At 34.0% G+C, this 16804-nt stretch carries 13 protein-coding genes; 1 reads left to right on the forward strand and 12 read right to left on the reverse strand.

Features of this window, described 5'->3' with window-relative positions; genetic code table 11:
* Positions 1-574 precede the first annotated feature (574 nt).
* Complete coding sequence (locus DSZ37_RS15740; RefSeq protein WP_109727818.1) at positions 575-1105, reverse strand: hypothetical protein; 531 nt, start codon at positions 1103-1105, stop codon at positions 575-577.
* Between the two features lies 1 nt (position 1106).
* Complete coding sequence (locus tag DSZ37_RS15745; RefSeq protein WP_109727819.1) at positions 1107-1598, reverse strand: GNAT family N-acetyltransferase; 492 nt, start codon at positions 1596-1598, stop codon at positions 1107-1109.
* A 196-nt stretch (positions 1599-1794) separates the two neighbouring features.
* On the opposite strand from DSZ37_RS15745, the gene DSZ37_RS15750 reads away from it, so the two are divergent.
* Complete coding sequence (locus DSZ37_RS15750; protein ID WP_109727820.1) at positions 1795-2220, forward strand: hypothetical protein; 426 nt, start codon at positions 1795-1797, stop codon at positions 2218-2220.
* A 759-nt stretch (positions 2221-2979) separates the two neighbouring features.
* On the opposite strand, the gene DSZ37_RS15760 is transcribed toward DSZ37_RS15750, so the two are convergent.
* The 10 genes from DSZ37_RS15760 to DSZ37_RS15805 all read right to left on the reverse strand — a co-directional run bounded on the left by DSZ37_RS15760 (position 2980) and on the right by DSZ37_RS15805 (position 16789).
* On the reverse strand, positions 2980-3171 hold the full coding sequence (locus DSZ37_RS15760) for a hypothetical protein (RefSeq protein WP_109727821.1): 192 nt from the start codon (positions 3169-3171) through the stop codon (positions 2980-2982).
* Positions 3172-3480: 309 nt separating this feature from the next.
* Entirely contained in the window at positions 3481-4107 is a 627-nt protein-coding gene (gene thyX / locus DSZ37_RS15765; protein ID WP_109727822.1) for an FAD-dependent thymidylate synthase, read from the reverse strand.
* 216 nt (positions 4108-4323) lie between these two features.
* A complete protein-coding gene (locus tag DSZ37_RS15770) occupies positions 4324-5283 on the reverse strand; it encodes a hypothetical protein (RefSeq protein ID WP_109727823.1) in 960 nt (319 codons plus the stop codon).
* Between the two features lies 1 nt (position 5284).
* A complete protein-coding gene (locus DSZ37_RS15775) occupies positions 5285-7087 on the reverse strand; it encodes a hypothetical protein (RefSeq protein WP_109727824.1) in 1803 nt (600 codons plus the stop codon).
* A gap of 3 nt (positions 7088-7090) precedes the next feature.
* Positions 7091-8146 (reverse strand): HD domain-containing protein, encoded by a 1056-nt coding sequence (locus DSZ37_RS15780; protein ID WP_109727825.1) that lies wholly within the window; start codon positions 8144-8146, stop codon positions 7091-7093.
* A 9-nt stretch (positions 8147-8155) separates the two neighbouring features.
* On the reverse strand, positions 8156-9214 hold the full coding sequence (locus DSZ37_RS15785; RefSeq protein ID WP_109727826.1) for a DNA cytosine methyltransferase: 1059 nt from the start codon (positions 9212-9214) through the stop codon (positions 8156-8158).
* 828 nt (positions 9215-10042) lie between these two features.
* A complete protein-coding gene (gene tnpA / locus DSZ37_RS15790) occupies positions 10043-10735 on the reverse strand; it encodes an IS66 family insertion sequence element accessory protein TnpA (RefSeq protein WP_109727827.1) in 693 nt (230 codons plus the stop codon).
* 550 nt (positions 10736-11285) lie between these two features.
* Positions 11286-11756, reverse strand: coding sequence for a hypothetical protein (locus DSZ37_RS15795; RefSeq protein ID WP_109727828.1), 471 nt, complete (start codon positions 11754-11756; stop codon positions 11286-11288).
* Positions 11753-15403 carry a cellulose binding domain-containing protein gene (locus DSZ37_RS15800; protein ID WP_109727829.1) on the reverse strand — a complete coding sequence of 1217 codons (3651 nt, stop codon included), beginning with the start codon at positions 15401-15403 and terminating at the stop codon, positions 11753-11755. Before DSZ37_RS15800 ends, DSZ37_RS15795 begins: the two co-directional genes overlap by 4 nt.
* Positions 15404-16036: 633 nt before the next feature.
* Complete coding sequence (locus tag DSZ37_RS15805; protein ID WP_109727830.1) at positions 16037-16789, reverse strand: hypothetical protein; 753 nt, start codon at positions 16787-16789, stop codon at positions 16037-16039.
* Positions 16790-16804: the final 15 nt, after the last annotated feature.

Genomic DNA, 16804 nt, shown 5'->3' on the forward strand with positions numbered 1-16804 from the left:
ATATACAAAAGAGACCAAAATCGCATGGTTATCCAATGATATTATATCACTTTTCCGCTGGCTTTTCAAGAAAAAACAGTGGTTTAGAATAAAGAATTACCTTTTGTACAACCATGGGCAGCACAGTTTATGGAAGTCGCACAATTATTGCTCCTAACGCATGGGGCGACAAGAAAAATTTGTGGAACAAACTGTATTGCTAAGAAAAAAGCTCCGGGAGCGCATACAGCCATCCGGTAGCTTTAAGCAAAAGGTATTGAACTAAAGTAAAAAACAGACCCGCGGCAGAGTCTGTTTTTCAAGTGAGGAAACACAAAGGAGAGGAGTCCCCTTTGTGGAAGCAGAAATACAATAGTCATACAAGGGGATAGATTGGTTAGGATGTTACTGTTTTTATTTCTGAGATTTTTTATTAAGGGGGTACAACTAAAGTATTTTCTTTTGCTGCTCATCACAAGCAACGTATAATATGATAATATATTATCAAAGAAAATGCAATAGTTTGTGCATGAAATGTAGTTTTTTAGCGTGAAATGCATGGATTTGTTCATGTTTTGTTCATATTCGCGGACTATCAAACCGTATTTTCAGCCCTGTAATAACCGACTGCTCCGGACTCTCTAAATTTTTGCAAAAAGCGATATTCAGCCATCTGCTCATCGAAAGAATATGTATGCAGATCCTTCTGACCGAGAGGAAATTCCGAGAACCAGACCTCCATAACCTTTTTATCAACGACTCTTGCAGCCCAGTAGGTGGAAGGCTCGCTATAGGGCTCACCGAAAATCAGCATATCCTTCGCTATAAAGGCTCCCTGATATGCGACATAAGAACCATCAACAGATCGGTCACCGTAAATGAAACGGTCCACACCTTCTTCAGTACCGTTTAAAATAACAGTAAATTCATCTGATAGCTCCATGGCCTTGAAAGCGCTGGCAGCCCCCGCGTTTAACGAGTGGACGTAGGAACTAAACTGCTTCCTATAGATAGAATTCAGCACTGCAAGCGCCATCGCAGAAACAGCCACCGCTCCGATAAGCAGAAGAATTATAAGAAACTTATGCGTCTTTCTTGCGTTTTTCTCATTCCCGTTAGCTGCCATGTCACTTTCTCCTCAGATACATGACTTCGCGGAGCTCCTTGCCCCCGATAACGTCGTTCATATACTCTTCGGTCTTTATAAAGCCATGCTTCTCGTAAAATCTGCGGGCTCTGAAGTTGTCCTCGAGGACCCATATAAGTATAGTTGTAAAGCCCAGCAGCTCAAGCTCATCGATGCACTCTTTCAGAAGCATTGCCCCAATACCCTTGCCCATATACTCGGGAAGCAGATAGATGGTAACGATCTCGCCGCAGCTGGCAAACTTCTCCCAACGTGACGAACAAAAGCTTGCAGTACCAACAGCCCTGCCGTTATCAAATGCAGCTATCTCCGTTCTGCCGTTTTTAAGTATATTTCCGCCCCATTTGGACTTTGGTATATTATCAAGGTAGTCCTGCGGTATAATGCCCTTATACGCGAACTGCCAGCTCTTTTCGTATATTTCTCTTATTTCCTGAAAGTTATCGTTTCCGTTAATGTGTCTGATCTCCATTTCATCACCTCATTAATTTTTTATATATATTGTTATATTTATTATATCATAGTTGATCAGAAAAATCAACAGCTTCTGAAAATAATACAGAAAACTATTTATTACAACATATTTTGTCATCAAAGTCAACATATTATACTTGATTTTTTTCTGAGACTGTGTTAATATAAAAGAATACACGAAAGGAGTGGTGACTATGGGTACATCATATAAGTATAAATGCGATGAATGCGGCTTTGAGGAAGAATACTTCGTAGGCGGCAGGCTAATGACCAAGGACTACAAAAAACGTACCGAAGAAGCAGAAGAAGAGCTCAGAAGCGCCGCTCTCTACGGCAAATACGGCGAAAGCATACGCCAGCTCGTCAGAAACGAGAGGGACAAAATATACATAAACTGCGATACAGAGCTGTATCAGTGCATGGATTGCAGGCAGTTCTCCGTGCAGATCGCCAAGGAGATGTTCATGAACAGGAAGGAATTTACCATGTCGGTGGAGTTCCGCCACGAGTGCCCCTCCTGCCACTCCTCTATGCTGAGAAAAACAAGAGGCTCCATCACATTCTGTCCCAAATGCAAGATGTTCACCGCAAGACTGGTAACGATGGGAAAATTTGAATAACAAAACAGGCAGCTCTTTGAAGCTGCCTTTTATATATCAAAACAAAAGCGCCCGCTATTGCAGACGCTTTTTTGGCTCCCCCTGCCCGGCTCGAACGGGCGACAACTCGGTTAACAGCCGAGTGCTCTACCACTGTTAGTGTTTTATACCAAATGAAGTCTGTTTGTCGATAACACAATTGAATCTAATCTTGTTTATCAAACTACTAATACATAGCTCAAACTATATTCCACGAATAAGCTTGATAATACTTTCACTTGACCACACATCATTTAGTTGTATTATATCTCCGTGATGCTTTTTATAAATACAAAATGGTTCATCTAACGAATTATCATAGCTAGAGCAAACATCACAAACATTTACAAACCGAGGGAGCAACTTAAGACATCTATCATAGCGTTCTCTAATTTTATTCTCTGGAACATCATGACCACCTATAGCCTTTCTAGAAGCTACTCTCATAACATTGATATCAGTCGAACAAGTTAAAACATAATAACCACGTACGAATTATCCTTATTCTTTTGCTCTTTTAGTAATTTCAAGTTTCTATCATTCGAAAGAACAGCTTCAAAGGTGAAATCATTTTTTCTATTCAATTCAAACTCTCATAATCGTTTGGCTTCAAAAGCTGCCTCAGCGTTGTTGAATTATTTCTCTTATGAATATCATAAGCGTTTATATTTACCACAAATGGTCGTGCTTCCTGTAATTGTTGATTTTCCCGAACTATTCGGTCCTGCAAATACTATAATTTTAGGTTGCATATACTCTTCTCCCATTAGGATATTCAAGATATGCCTTTTTCTTTATAACATCATATTTGACAATAGCTGCTTTCAAATCAATTCGTTTTTTATTCCTTTTCATCGATTTCTTAAATTGAACTTTAATAGGACATTCACTATCTATCAACTTAAGCAATTCAGCCTTTTCTATCCTCATCATTTTACTGCTCTTTTTTTACCAAATCTAGCATTCACTAAATTATGCCGAACAATTAATTTGATCTTTTGGCATTTCATAATATATTGCCACCTGTTTCAATATAATCAACGAGTAAAGCCTTGTAAGTCAGTAAAGGTTTACACGTACTTTGTTAATCAAGCTATACTGAAAGCAGTAATTGAACTATCAAATTTTTCCTTTGGACAAATCACCGGTACAAAAACGACCATCCACGCTTCATTATAGCGTTCGTTTTTTCATTATGCAGGCATCGCTACAAACAAAGCCTATTGATAATCCCGTATAAAATCAGTCAACCATAATATCCTGAATAAACAAGGGATATTTTTCTTTAAACAAATCAAAAATCATATTTGCAATCTGTTGCATTTGAGGATGTGCAGCTTTGCTACATCTCAGCGAAAAAAAATGCCGCCATTCCCTAAAATTCATTGTAATAAATATTTCTGTTTTTAAAGAGTTAGGTAATACAGATCTCGCTTCTTGTGGCGATGCGCCAGCATTAATCAATGAAAAATATGCTTTTTCGCATTCCTCCATTCCTTTTTGCCATGCATTAAATTGTGATGACCCTTTATTCCAAAATATCGGTCGAATAACAGTAATCTCTTTACTAAACTTGTCGCTTGTATAATTACAATATCGTGTGCTTTCCTGGCTATAGCTTGCAATTCTATGCCTAACAATTTCGTGTGTTACTCCTCTATCACAAACAACTCTTACAGTTATAGAAACATGCTCTATAACCGATTCATGTCCACGAGATAAAATTCCTTTAATAAATTTCTCCGCAGAGTCTCCATTAATTTTGTCTTCACTTTTATAACATACTCTTCCCGCACTTTCAATAAGATCCAGTGCCTCTTTTTGTGTAATTTTACTTTCTAAAGTTACATATGGTTCAATGATTCTCATTATAATCCTCCTCTTCAAATATTTTTCACTAACACTTTATTGACTATCTTTATCACTTCAAACAGTGATTTGGCAAGTATGAAGCGCAATTTACTTGATGCTTTTATATCTCGTTCTAGTTCGACCATATAACAAATATGCATCGGTAAAGGATTGAAGTCTAAATGTCTTTTAGCTTCCAGTCCACTAAGCTTATTTTGTCACGTTTCTTTATATTTAGACTAATGACACCACCGTAACATTTGAGCTTGGAGAAGAATAATTATTTATATTATATGTTTCCGGTATTGAATAACAAACTTGTATATTTTTATTTTGAATTGCAACGATGCCAGCCGCTATTGTTGAAAGTTTTGTATTCAATGGAACAATTATACAATTTTCTTCCTTATTCGAATTTATTATATCAGTTAAAATATTAATTGTCTTTTCTACATCTTTACAAGAAAAATCGAAAGACGAACAATTAATACTATTATAATTGTTCTTCCAAACTTCAAACTTATTTTTAAAATGTTGCATCAACTCAGCATTATTAGAGCTTATAGGATCTTCTGCGTTTCCAAGTAAAAGTCTATCTGGCTCAATAAGCTCAATTAATCTTGTTGCTCTTTCTAATTCAAAACCAGTTAATAATATTAGACAGTTTTTAGCAACTGGACGCATTAATCCAGGATAGCCAATAACATTTCTTACATCTTTACATCCTTTGCTAAGCCACGCTTTATCCAATTCTTCACTAACTGAATATTTATCAGCACCATTATACAAGTAATACACGCTATTAAACTTTTCTTTATTTGACATTATTAACTTGAGCAATATCAATAATGTTTCATGAGTAAATGTTGTTATATCAACTACAAGAAATATGTTATTATCTAATAAAATTTTTTTTACAGTCTTTGTTATTTCTCTCGCAGTACTAATGGAATCGCTAATTTCAAGCTCTATAAAATCAACACAATCATTAAGATATACATTTATGCTTTTAGCAGCTTCTTTATCGCAATTGCCCTTACTACGAAATACATAGGCTTGTTTTATACGTTCCTTTTCAATAGCCAAAGGAATAACAGAACTTCTTTCCTCAAAACTCGCATATCCGATAAACACAAATTTTTCTGGGAGATACCGTCCAAATTCACTTTTGGTTGTGTGAATAGTCCTTATCATCTTACTCCTCCAAAATATCATCAAAAGTTAGTTGTCTCATATCATCATCACACTCTGAAAGCGTCCTTAAAGGTTTAGCTGTTTTAATAGCTTCATGCAAAGCCTTATTTGTTACAAATAAATAACCTTGGAATCCTGTTGGATCAAGTGTAAACAGTGGAGCAAGACAGCGATTCATAATATATAACAATGTACGACCATTACCTTCTTTATTGCCAATTCGAGTTTCATGAAAAAAACCTAATCTCACTCCAAGCTTAAAAATTTCACTCAATTCTTGATCTGGGACATTAGATAACGCTATCGAAAAAACCTTTCTTTCTGATCGATCCGATATTAAAATATCGTGAAATGTTTTTCCCATCGAACAGATAAGGTTTTGCAGCTTTTCAACATCATTAGCAGGCGAATTGATTGGTGTCAATTGATAATTATTATTTAATTTTAGCAATTCGCTATACAAGAATGTGTCCGCTTGATTTCTCAGAACTCTATCTTGGATATCCGAACTTATCTCTGTAATATTATCATCTTTATTTTTAACAATCGCTGTTTCATACATATCTGAAACGGCATCTAATAAATATCTAATAATCCCAGATGATAAATGAACAATATTTTCAAGTCCAGCATACCTATACGTTGAACGCGACTTTCTTCTGCCACCTAACTTAGAAATATAATTAGGGACTGCATATCTTCTCACATCATCATCAAGACGATTACCTCTTCCTTTTATTGGATACTCTTTTTTTATAAGTTCAATTTCTTTTTGTATTCCCTCGACTTGTTTATCGTAGTTGGGAAAGAATTCCTCTGGCTTAATATCAATTCCAGATAATTTCAATCTTTTTTCAAGTATCTCCGATGCTTTATCAAAATACTTGTCTTCTGCATTTGTAGTATATCTATTAGAGATATTAATTTCTTTATAATCATGCGGTGATTCTATCAACACTCCAGCTGTGGTCAAATGCGTTTTATAAAGCCCTAATTGAGTCGATATTTTCAAACTAATCGAAGGTTGAGTCCTATATGCAATCCATGTATTTATTATCTCTGTTTGAATTTTACTTAAATTATCAGCATCATCAACGAAAATAATAATATTCTTATTTTTGGGGAAGCCTGGTAGATTTGTCATTTCCTTAAACACAGGAACAATAAACCTTAAAAAAGAAAGCAAGGGCATATTATAGGTATAATCCTCGCCTTCAATATTTAGTGCAAACTGAGAAGGATATATTATTAAATCGGATTGCATTTTTTCAGTATGCCTGTATAACGACAAAAAGAAACTATTAGAAGATGTATAATCCGGATTAATATCATCAAGGCATCGACTTAATCGCATATATCGTTTGTATACATCTTCGAAAAAGTTTTGATACTTCTTTTTATCAAAATTTTCAATTTGTATTTTTGACAATTGAAAAAGAGCGGACATTAACACATGTAGCGCCAAAAAATGCTCATTAATTAGATATGGTGTATGTTTATCATCTAATCCTTCAAATTCCTTTATATTCGGATATGTCTTTTCGCAAGAAACACTAAATGCAAGATAATCCAAATCACTAAATTTAATCTTTTTTCCATCAGACTTATTTTCTTTTTGCATCAATACATCAGGCAAAGAGCAACGAATAAACATACTTTTTCCGCACCCTCTAGCCCCTGAAATAATGGAATTTCCAGGTCGCCTTATTTGAGGAAAATCGGAGTACATTTCTACAAATAATCGATCTGCCTGTTCAGCAGTCATTTCTTCTGGTGTTACGACTGCAAATGGATTATTATTCATATACTAACTCCTTTCTTCTATAGCTTTTTTTAGTGCTTCGCCATCAGAATACTTTAGTCTTTTCCGATTATCTAAACAATCATTATCAACTATGTAATTTTCCAACTTAAAAGTTCTTTCATCTGGATAGCCAGATAATGACACTCTAAACGAATCGCTGTCACATACTTTTATAGGGTTATTTGGATCGCTTATTTTTATCGTAACACTCATAGTAGTTATGCCAATAAAACCATCTGCATATTTACGACAGTACTCTAATTCTCTCAAGCATTTTGACAAGCGATTCATTATTTCATCGTATAAATAAATCTCTTTATCTCCTTTTTTCAATTTTACCTTAACCATGCTATAGGGAATTCTATATATAAAGACAATCGTATTTCCATTAAATCCTAATGGTTCCAGTGATTTGGAATATTCATGATATATTTTATTCTCATCTGGAATCTCAACCTTGCTTCTAGATCTGCTAAAATCATCAGATAATTCATCAGCAAATCTAAGAATAGATGCAAGCAATAAAGACCTCACAGATATACCATTACAAAATGTTTCACGCTGAATTGGTTTCAATGTATCTTTATCACAACTAGTTTTATCAACAAATCCACCATGTGCAGTAGCAATTGAAGAAACAATTTCTTGTTCTGGAATATCCAATGGAAGGACATCCTTCATATCATTCATTACATCAAGTATTTTCTTTTCGTGATCTTGTCTTCCAGTTATATTTCCCAAATCATGAAAATGAATAGCTACTAAAAGCAAAAAGATTTCATATCCTTTTAGTTCATCCACTTTTGCTCCTAAAATAGAATTTGCTTTTTCCATAACCATTTTAATATGAGCAACTCCATGATCTGTCAACAAGCCATCGCCAGATATGGCAGCTCCTAAATTCACATCAGGATGATATTTCTGATTAAGGTAATCTTCTATCTGACGGAATTTTTCTATATATTCTTCATTAGAATTAGGGAATTGATCATTTTGCTTATCCTCCCAGCGTTGCTCCATAACATATTTTAAACCATCGTTTTTATTATATATTGACATTCTAAGACCTCACATTTGTTCAATTATTTTTTCAAAAACATACTTTGCCAATAAAGGTGGAACAGCATTACCGACCTGCTGTTGCTGATATCCTAATGGTCCTTTAAATTCATAACTATCTGGAAAGGACTGTAGCCTAGCTGCCTCTCTTACAGACAAGCCCCGATCACTCCAAGGATGAATAATCATATTTTTTCTATAATTCCCTATTACCACTGATGCATCATCTTCCCTTAATCTGTAATAAATTCCTGTATGGCATCTATTTGGATTTGAATAATTCTGCATTAAATTAATTGGTATAGACTTCCAGTTTTGACCTTGGGAGATGTATTTATATCTTTCAAGAACATACTTCGAATTTTTTGAAACTAAATGCCCCGAACACTTCTTATATCCATTTCGCATTAAACACGCATATTCATTATCTGGCTCACAATTATATGCTAAGACATCAATATTGGCACCGTTTCTAAGTTCTGGCAAATCAAACAATGCATCTCTAACTTTTACAATCTTAGCGTTCGCTTTCGGCTCAAGATTAATCTTTCTCCCGTTTTTTGATCCGATCAAAAACAATCTATTTCTCCTTTGAGGCACACCAAAATCAGCAGCATTCAAAATACTATATGTACATGTATATCCTGCATTAATAAAATCACTAACAATCCCCTGCCAAAATACCCCTGATTCCATTTCAACAATTCCGGTAACATTCTCAAAAACAGTCCAATCAGGTTTAACTAAATTTAAAACACGTATAAATTCTTTATATAACCAGTTTTCTGAATTATTCCTATTATTTGTACGCCTATTAGAAGTTGAAAAGCCCTGACACGGTGCACCACCAAATAATACACTTTTACCATTAATCAATTCTTGTGGTATAGTATCAATGTCACGAATATCTATATTTTTCATAATGGTACTTGGATGATTATAGCTATAAGTTTGAGCTGCATAAGCGTCCTTTTCTATAGCATATTTAACATTAATCCCTGCCATTTCAGCACCAAGTGACATACCTCCAGCACCTGAAAACAAGTCAATACCAATGACATTTTGCATTTCAATACGCCCTCCAAAATATTATGAAACGATAAAAAAACATTTACGCTCTAATTTAAAACTCAGTGTAAAGCAAAGCAGCCATCTACTTAAAGTATTCAGCTAAAAAGGATGCAAAACAAGCACACAAGTGACTAATCATATTTCTCAAATACAGCTTTTCCGCCCATACTAAAAAGTGCATTATAAATCAATTAAACTGTACCTGATTGTCAATTAATCCGTCACAAACACTGTACAAAATCAAAATATTGTCTTTTTAAAACAAGGAAGCCAGATATTGGTGCCAACTCAAAAAAGTACATATGCGGTTCACATTTTCCGTTCACAATATAGTTTTTTGAGTCCACCTCCAATATTACTTACAGTGTTGAAAGAATACAGATGTCCCTGTGCAATAAAGCACTTATGCTGGTCTTAATCGCACTGTGAGTTAATCAGAACTTATCCGCATACTCCACAGCCCCCATGGCACCACTAAGTCGACCACAGTCACTTAGACGCTCAAAATCTAATAATATTATACACCTTTTCAAGCCAAATTTCAATACTTTCGGCAAAAAAGCAATAGTTATTTGTACCAAAAAAGAACTTTTATCATCGTTGCTATATGTACTGTTTTCACCATGCTAAAGCTTGTTATGTTTTACTCAAAGTAAAATTCGCGTAGCAATCGCAAATCACTTCATATCTTTTATTATTCTTTGTGGCACCTGTCTGTCAATTATGTTATATATTTTATGAATCTATAGTGTACATACCTCATGCATATAAAGATTTTATTGGCTTTGAAATAAGTCAAAGGAGACCGAAGTCTCCTTTAAATCATCATATTATTTCCCAATAACCTTTATGCGTAGTCCCAACTCTCCTTATTATCTTTTCATCCTTCAATCGCTTAACATAATACTTTCCCCTATCCCGCTTCCAATCAAGCTGTTCTGCAATCTGCTTTTGAGAATACTCGGGATGCTCCCTTATTACTGCTAAAACCAATTCGGATAACTCAGTTTGGGTAGGAGTTTGGGTAGTCTTCCCTGCAAAGAATGTGATCATAAAGTCCTCATGATGAATAAGATACTCCGGCTGTGGATTTTTTGATGCTTCACATGATTCCTTTATCTTTTCAATTCCACGTCCCCATGATTCGATATATCCTGCACGATAGAATGTACTTGCTATCAATGGATTATAAGGTCTGGATTTGTGGGGCTTCATAAGATTCTCGACTGTCCAGTCCTCTGTGAATACGCAATCATTGGCAATCATTATCTTATCATCGTATACCCTGATCTGTATAGGCGTAAGGGTTGCGTAATTCTTATGAGCAATGGCATTCAATACCGCTTCTCTCAAGCCTTCCTTACGAAGGCGGTAGTAATATGTCTTAATATTGATTCCATTCTGAGCACAGAAGGCTGTTACGGTCATACCGCTTTCCTTCTGTGCTTTGATCTGCTCCGTCCATTCCTGCAGCTGTACATCTCGCTTGACAGTGGTAATAGCTGTCGTTGTTTTCATCTCCGTATTCCCCCTATGTCTAATTTAGGCCAGTTTACTCCATAGACTATTTTAGCTTATCTAATTTAGTCTATGGAGCTGCTTAGACTTTATTATACACCAGATTCTTTTTTAGAGGAATACGTCGTTTATTTTACGCTTACTTTTAAACCATCTCTTCATTGTTTGTAGAACAAAAGTAAAAGGCTCTGCATTTCTGCAAAGCCTTTGTGCTAATTATTCGTCCTCGTCCGAACACTCCGACAAGCCGTGCGTGAGCTGAATATAAACGCCCCCTGCTCGGCCACGCTCCTCTCCCTCTTTGGACATCATGAGTTCAAGGAAATACACCATTGCATATTAGTATTATGATACGCACCATACAAATGATTTAGACTTATACAGGACAGAAAACGCTAATGCTAATAGACTTTAGTTTATTAATTATTAGCCAGTAACAGAAACATCAATAATACCAGTATTTCAATTACCAATATTGGGGATTAAGCCTTAACCAAGTTTGAAAATAGATGTTACAGAAATCAAAAAATCAGTTTCTTTTTTATTTAAATTAGCCCTTCCAATCTGGATTGTCTATGTCAAAAACGCTCGCATCTAAATCAACAATCTTCGGAGTGAAGAACCAACCCGGTTTAAAAACAATTGTTACAGAAATTATATATTCTTTATTTTCTATAGTTATTCTTTGCGCCAAATCATTTCTACCAATTTGATTTGTTGAATATACACTATTTGGATTTCCTTCATACTCATAGTCTAAACTGCTAACCAAACTGCAAAACTTATATTTTTCTTCGGCATTCGAAAAGCTGAATTTGTCTTTCGATATAAGTTTTTTTAGGTCACTGCTTAACATATTGTAGTCAATATAATTGTTTAAATCACTTATACCTTTGCAATTATAATTAAGTTTTTCTACAAAGTGATAGCAATGTCGATGATTTGCAGAGTACAAAATTACAACAAATAAAACCGTAGACAACAATGATATAAGCACTTTTTTTATTATTTTAACTTTCATATTAATTCCTCTACAGTGTCTGTTTCAGGGCAATATCGTACAAGTTTGCTGATTGAAGTATTGCTTTTTTTTACCATTTTTTTACTTGTTGAATTATTATCTACTGAGACATTAAATATGTATTCGTCAATATTAGATGCTATGAACTCACCAGTGTTTGAAAAGCATTCTCTATCAATTGCCATTATTTCATCAGATATACTATTATCATCAATTGCTGAACCATAATATCTTCGAATAGCATTTACCGCATTTGGAATGATCATTTCATCATCATAAGAAACATAACCTATGTCTTTATCAGATATGCTCGCAACTACTACATACCTTGCAGTGTATCTATAGATATAATCACAACTTACTTCATCTGTGCTAATCAAAGAATCATACAGAAAATCCTCATCGTAATGTTCTTTAACAATCAAGCCACATGGTAAAGTATCCGGAAGAATTTTTGAATAAAAAGCATTTGCTTTTATCCATGCATCGTGAATAGTACTACGTTCGGAATCTGAATGCTCTGGCGAACAATAATATAAAAAATCATCAATTACTTGATAATCAGGCTTTGCCGCATCTGCACTTGGTGCCTGTCCGTGATATCCTAATACGCCTTTTAGATTTTTATTATTTACAAGAACATCTACCCATCTATCAGTACTGGATGCAGATAAAGCTTTTCTTTCACTTGTATCTACAATTGGATCACCTTCCTTTTGCTTATTGACTTGGCTACATGCACCTGTAATGATCCATTGTAAGTTTTCGGTAATTCCGTCATTAACATGATCTTTCATATTAATGCTAAAAATATTATTATCATTAATGCCATTTCTGCCATTATAGAAATTAGATATAAACTCACCATTGTTTATATTGAGTTTTCTTGCAGAATCAAACAATCCAAAGTTCTGAAAATCTATTCCAACATTTTTATCGGTTGTAATTATCTGACTATATAGCATTTCATATATATCATTATCAATCTCTTTATCTCCAGAACTGTAAACGGATCTAATTCCATTTGGATAAATTGGAATTACGCCGCCACGTGAACCATGGCCGCTAATATATGCTATATCAGAAGCAAGAAGAGCTTTAAGATTCTCATTATTGAAATTAAAATCATCAAGTGAACTATTAGGATTATTATTTGTTATGTTTTCAGCAGTTGCGTATTCATTGTATGGAACACCTCCAAAATCAGTTGAGAAGTGATTTATAAAGTTGTTGTAATCATCAAGTGTGTTAACGCCCGCCTTTCCTTCACCAATTTTAAAAGCAGAGAAAGTAGGATGATAATCACCTATAGGTTCACCATATTCATACCCTGCATATTCTCCATTGTTGTTTAAATAATTTGCTGTAAATAGAATGTTATTAGCTATATAATTCGTATCTGTTATTCCAGAGTACGAATAATCATTCTCCAAATTGAAATTTCCTTGTGCCCAGTTTTGGTTTGATAATTGTAGATGAATGTCTATACTTTCATTGTAACATAAAGCTCCACTTATCGAAGAAAACAATAACTTGATTTTTGAGTTTGCTCTATCTTTCTTTGTTTCAAGAAGTGTAGCTTCACCACTAATCTTATCAGTTATTGAAATCCAATCATCATTTATTTTGCCACCAGCATAGTAAATATAAACATTTTGTACATAATCATTATCATTCATGTAATAATATGTAAGCTCAGAATTAGATAAATAAATAGGAGTAGTTGAGGTATTTTTGAGAGTTATTATCATATCTACAATACTATCATTATTAATCGTGTTTGCCAAACAAGAGATACTCATAGTTGGAACAGATACTTCAGAAGCATCTTTAGGTTCTGTGCCCCATACTTTTTTACCGCTACTGATTTCATATATAGGCATTTTAGTCCATAATATTAAGCCGTTTTCATCATTATAATTACTATCAATTGCTGAGAAATCGTTCAGAATATTTATAGAACTCCAATTACTTGAATGCATTGCACTGTATACGCGTAAGTCTTCAGCCATGTCTAATGTAATATTTGATTTAGAAAAATCAAATTCCAAATAAGCGTTTGCATTATTTTTATAAGGTGCTGGAATGCTGTGATATGAAACATTAACATTTACAGAATTATTATATTGGTTTCCACAGTAATATATATCAATTATTTTATTTGAATCAGGCGTTTCATCAATAAAATAGTACCGCGCTATATAATTATTCAAATCTATTGTGGCGTTACTGCTATTTACCAGTTTGAAATCAAGTTCCAAATTATTAGAATTATTGTTAATTCTGTTTCTATTAAAATAGAGTTTTAAAGGACCATTTGTTTGTAACGCTGGTACTTCTATATTTCTTTGAAGAGTCTTAGTGTCAGCATTGGCAGCCGCTACAGTAACGCTGTACGATTTTATAGAAGAGATAGAATTTGGTTCCACCCATACCTTCCATGACACCTGCCTTTGATTGCTATTCACTGCCAAATCACCCAAATCAACAGTTTCTTTACCTTCAACAATAGACATATTACTCGGAAGATTTAAACGAGCAGTAACATCATGCGCATCACCATCACCGATATTTTGAATATAAGCGGTTACAGTAAAGGGATTAGGATTATAGGTATCCGATTCAATTTCATTATGCTCAACCTCTAACTTAGTTGCTCCTGTCAGTGCAACTGCTAAAGGCGGTGTTCCGTCTTGTTGAAGAGAACTTAAGCCATAGAAAGTTTTACAATTATAATTATCTCCACTTGAAAGTTTTTTTGGATTCCAATAAATACATACAGCACTGTCACCATTTGCTGCACCTGCTGCCCTGGAATAATCCCAATAATTATTATATGCGCTCCTCCAATTTGTAAATCTCACTCGATCTGGTATCATTGAACTGCTACTTTTTATCGTACCTTGAGCAATTACATTTGGTTTTGTTAAGGAGTCAAAGGACTGCCAAAACTCTGGAACGTCATCTCCTGATAAATCCGTTTCTAAAGATGTATCTCCAACATTAGGAATTCTAAACGGAGAACTATCATTCCCACCTAACATAGTATCAAACATTATTCGTACGCCAACATTATGAGATGCTGTTCCAATATTTTTTACATTATATGAGAATTCAGCAACATCCTCTCTGCCTGTATACTGATTAGTAATCAAACTAAAATTTAGTGTTACGCTTACATCATCATATACAGCAGAGGCACTTATAATATTTTCAGTATAAGATACATTAGCTGGAGTGAACTTATAATTTTCACCATCTATCCGAATTGTTGTAAATGATGTTCCACCTTCAGGGAATCCATAAAGTAATCTTTTATTGTTGTCAGTTGATAGAGTTGGATCGCCTTCAACTGTGCCCAAGGAATAAATTCCGTTTTTATAATATAATTCTAAAAATTCGTTTTTTATTCCATTAGTTGTAATAGTGCTTCTTAACTTGGTTTTGGGCGCAGTCTCTTGATTTGACGCAATTTGAGTTTTCCATTCTTGATATGTATCGCTATTCGCATCAAAAGTGGAATAGTATTCAACATCAGCAGGGGTGTCATCTGCAAACGAAATCATCTGACTTGATGGAAAAGAGCAAATAAACGTAAGACAAGATATAGTACTTACAATGCACTTAAAAAACCGATATTTCTTCATATTATTCTCCTTTGCTTATAATATTCAGCTATATTATTTGCAGTTAACATATCTATAGTAATAATACTATTTATTACTCCAATTGTAACGAATGTCAATCAATTGAAATTTATTCAGAAATTTTCAAACATTAAAGAAATATTATGGATGCCATATAATGATTTTTCTAACAGTATGCAGAGCTTGTAAAACTCATCAGTAATATCATCGGCATAAACATCTCCCATATGCGAATTGTAAATCATGTCAACAACCGCAAGTACCATTTCAGTAATTATTTTACTTTCTTACAATGTTTAAAAGCTTCAATATACCTACTATCCTAATAATTTAGTCTTGTGATTAACATCATGATAGCCATAATTAAATGAAGTAAAAGCAACAACAGTCGCTACCCAAGAGTTAAAATTTTTTAATATCATATATTCAACCAGATTTCATTTTTTAGCAATTGTTCTTAATTGATACTCACATTTTTACAATCAACAAACGATTATAACTATATAATATCACAGTTGATTTAATATTACAATTGTCTAAAACTGCCATTCAGGGCAAGATTTTACAGTTTCAGGACAAAAGTCAGATTTAAAAGTAATATGTAAACCGATAATTACATAAATACATATTTCATCACTGTTTTACAATTATCACTTTTATATCATCTTTAGCATTTTCTATATCACGTTTAAATTCTATTTCATCTCGTACAACACCAAGATCATATATAACAAACAACTGACGTTTATATATTTTGTTGTAAGCAGTTATATCCGCATTGATTTCTTCAATTATTCGCGACTTTCTTCCATCTTTCAACAATTTCACTTCGATACATAAGTTTAATTTGGGTACAATAAAATCAGGAATATACTCTTTACCTGAAAAAAGAAACTTTCCGGTCTCTCTATCGTAATCAATACCTTTATTCCATCCCTTTCCTACAAATAAAGTTTCAATAGCATTCTGTACTTCTTTCTCGTTCTCAGGTGGCGTAAAAATAATGCTGCGTAATTTATTCTTTATAAAATTTTCCAAATTTGAATACTCATCATTTATAAAATCAATTTCCCTTTCCAAAAAAGCAATCAATGTATCTGTGTATACAACCAAACTATCAATAATTTCTTTTTGCTGAGGCCAGAATGTATCAGCCCAGCCTTTCATTTTTGTTGTATCATAACACGGAATTCTTTCATTACTTAATTCTAATGCTTCATAGACTTCACGGGCTAAATAACCATATTCCTCAGCATATTTTTTAAAAGATGCATATCTTCCCGTTGCAATTGTTGAGCTATCATTGAGTGTCCTAATCATGTTTTCTTTTAGCGATTTACATCTTAGAAGTAGGAACTTAATTTGCTTTGTTCTTTCAATATCCAAACAAACACCCCCATT

It is taken from the genome of Ruminococcus flavefaciens (assembly GCF_900116855.1).
GTDB lineage: Bacteria > Bacillota > Clostridia > Oscillospirales > Ruminococcaceae > Ruminococcus > Ruminococcus flavefaciens_R.

Excerpts from the sequence above, each read along its gene's own strand:
- DSZ37_RS15750 (WP_109727820.1), top strand. The coding sequence starts at position 1,795 with ATGGGTACATCATATAAGTATAAATGCGATGAATGCGGCTTTGAGGAA.
- DSZ37_RS15780 (WP_109727825.1), bottom strand. The coding sequence starts at position 8,146 with ATGTCAATATATAATAAAAACGATGGTTTAAAATATGTTATGGAGCAA.
- DSZ37_RS15740 (WP_109727818.1), bottom strand. The coding sequence starts at position 1,105 with ATGGCAGCTAACGGGAATGAGAAAAACGCAAGAAAGACGCATAAGTTT.
- DSZ37_RS15760 (WP_109727821.1), bottom strand. The coding sequence starts at position 3,171 with ATGATGAGGATAGAAAAGGCTGAATTGCTTAAGTTGATAGATAGTGAA.
- DSZ37_RS15745 (WP_109727819.1), bottom strand. The coding sequence starts at position 1,598 with ATGGAGATCAGACACATTAACGGAAACGATAACTTTCAGGAAATAAGA.
- tnpA (WP_109727827.1), bottom strand. The coding sequence starts at position 10,735 with ATGAAAACAACGACAGCTATTACCACTGTCAAGCGAGATGTACAGCTG.
- DSZ37_RS15795 (WP_109727828.1), bottom strand. The coding sequence starts at position 11,756 with ATGAAAGTTAAAATAATAAAAAAAGTGCTTATATCATTGTTGTCTACG.
- DSZ37_RS15770 (WP_109727823.1), bottom strand. The coding sequence starts at position 5,283 with ATGATAAGGACTATTCACACAACCAAAAGTGAATTTGGACGGTATCTC.
- DSZ37_RS15785 (WP_109727826.1), bottom strand. The coding sequence starts at position 9,214 with ATGCAAAATGTCATTGGTATTGACTTGTTTTCAGGTGCTGGAGGTATG.
- DSZ37_RS15800 (WP_109727829.1), bottom strand. The coding sequence starts at position 15,403 with ATGAAGAAATATCGGTTTTTTAAGTGCATTGTAAGTACTATATCTTGT.
- thyX (WP_109727822.1), bottom strand. The coding sequence starts at position 4,107 with ATGAGAATCATTGAACCATATGTAACTTTAGAAAGTAAAATTACACAA.
- DSZ37_RS15775 (WP_109727824.1), bottom strand. The coding sequence starts at position 7,087 with ATGAATAATAATCCATTTGCAGTCGTAACACCAGAAGAAATGACTGCT.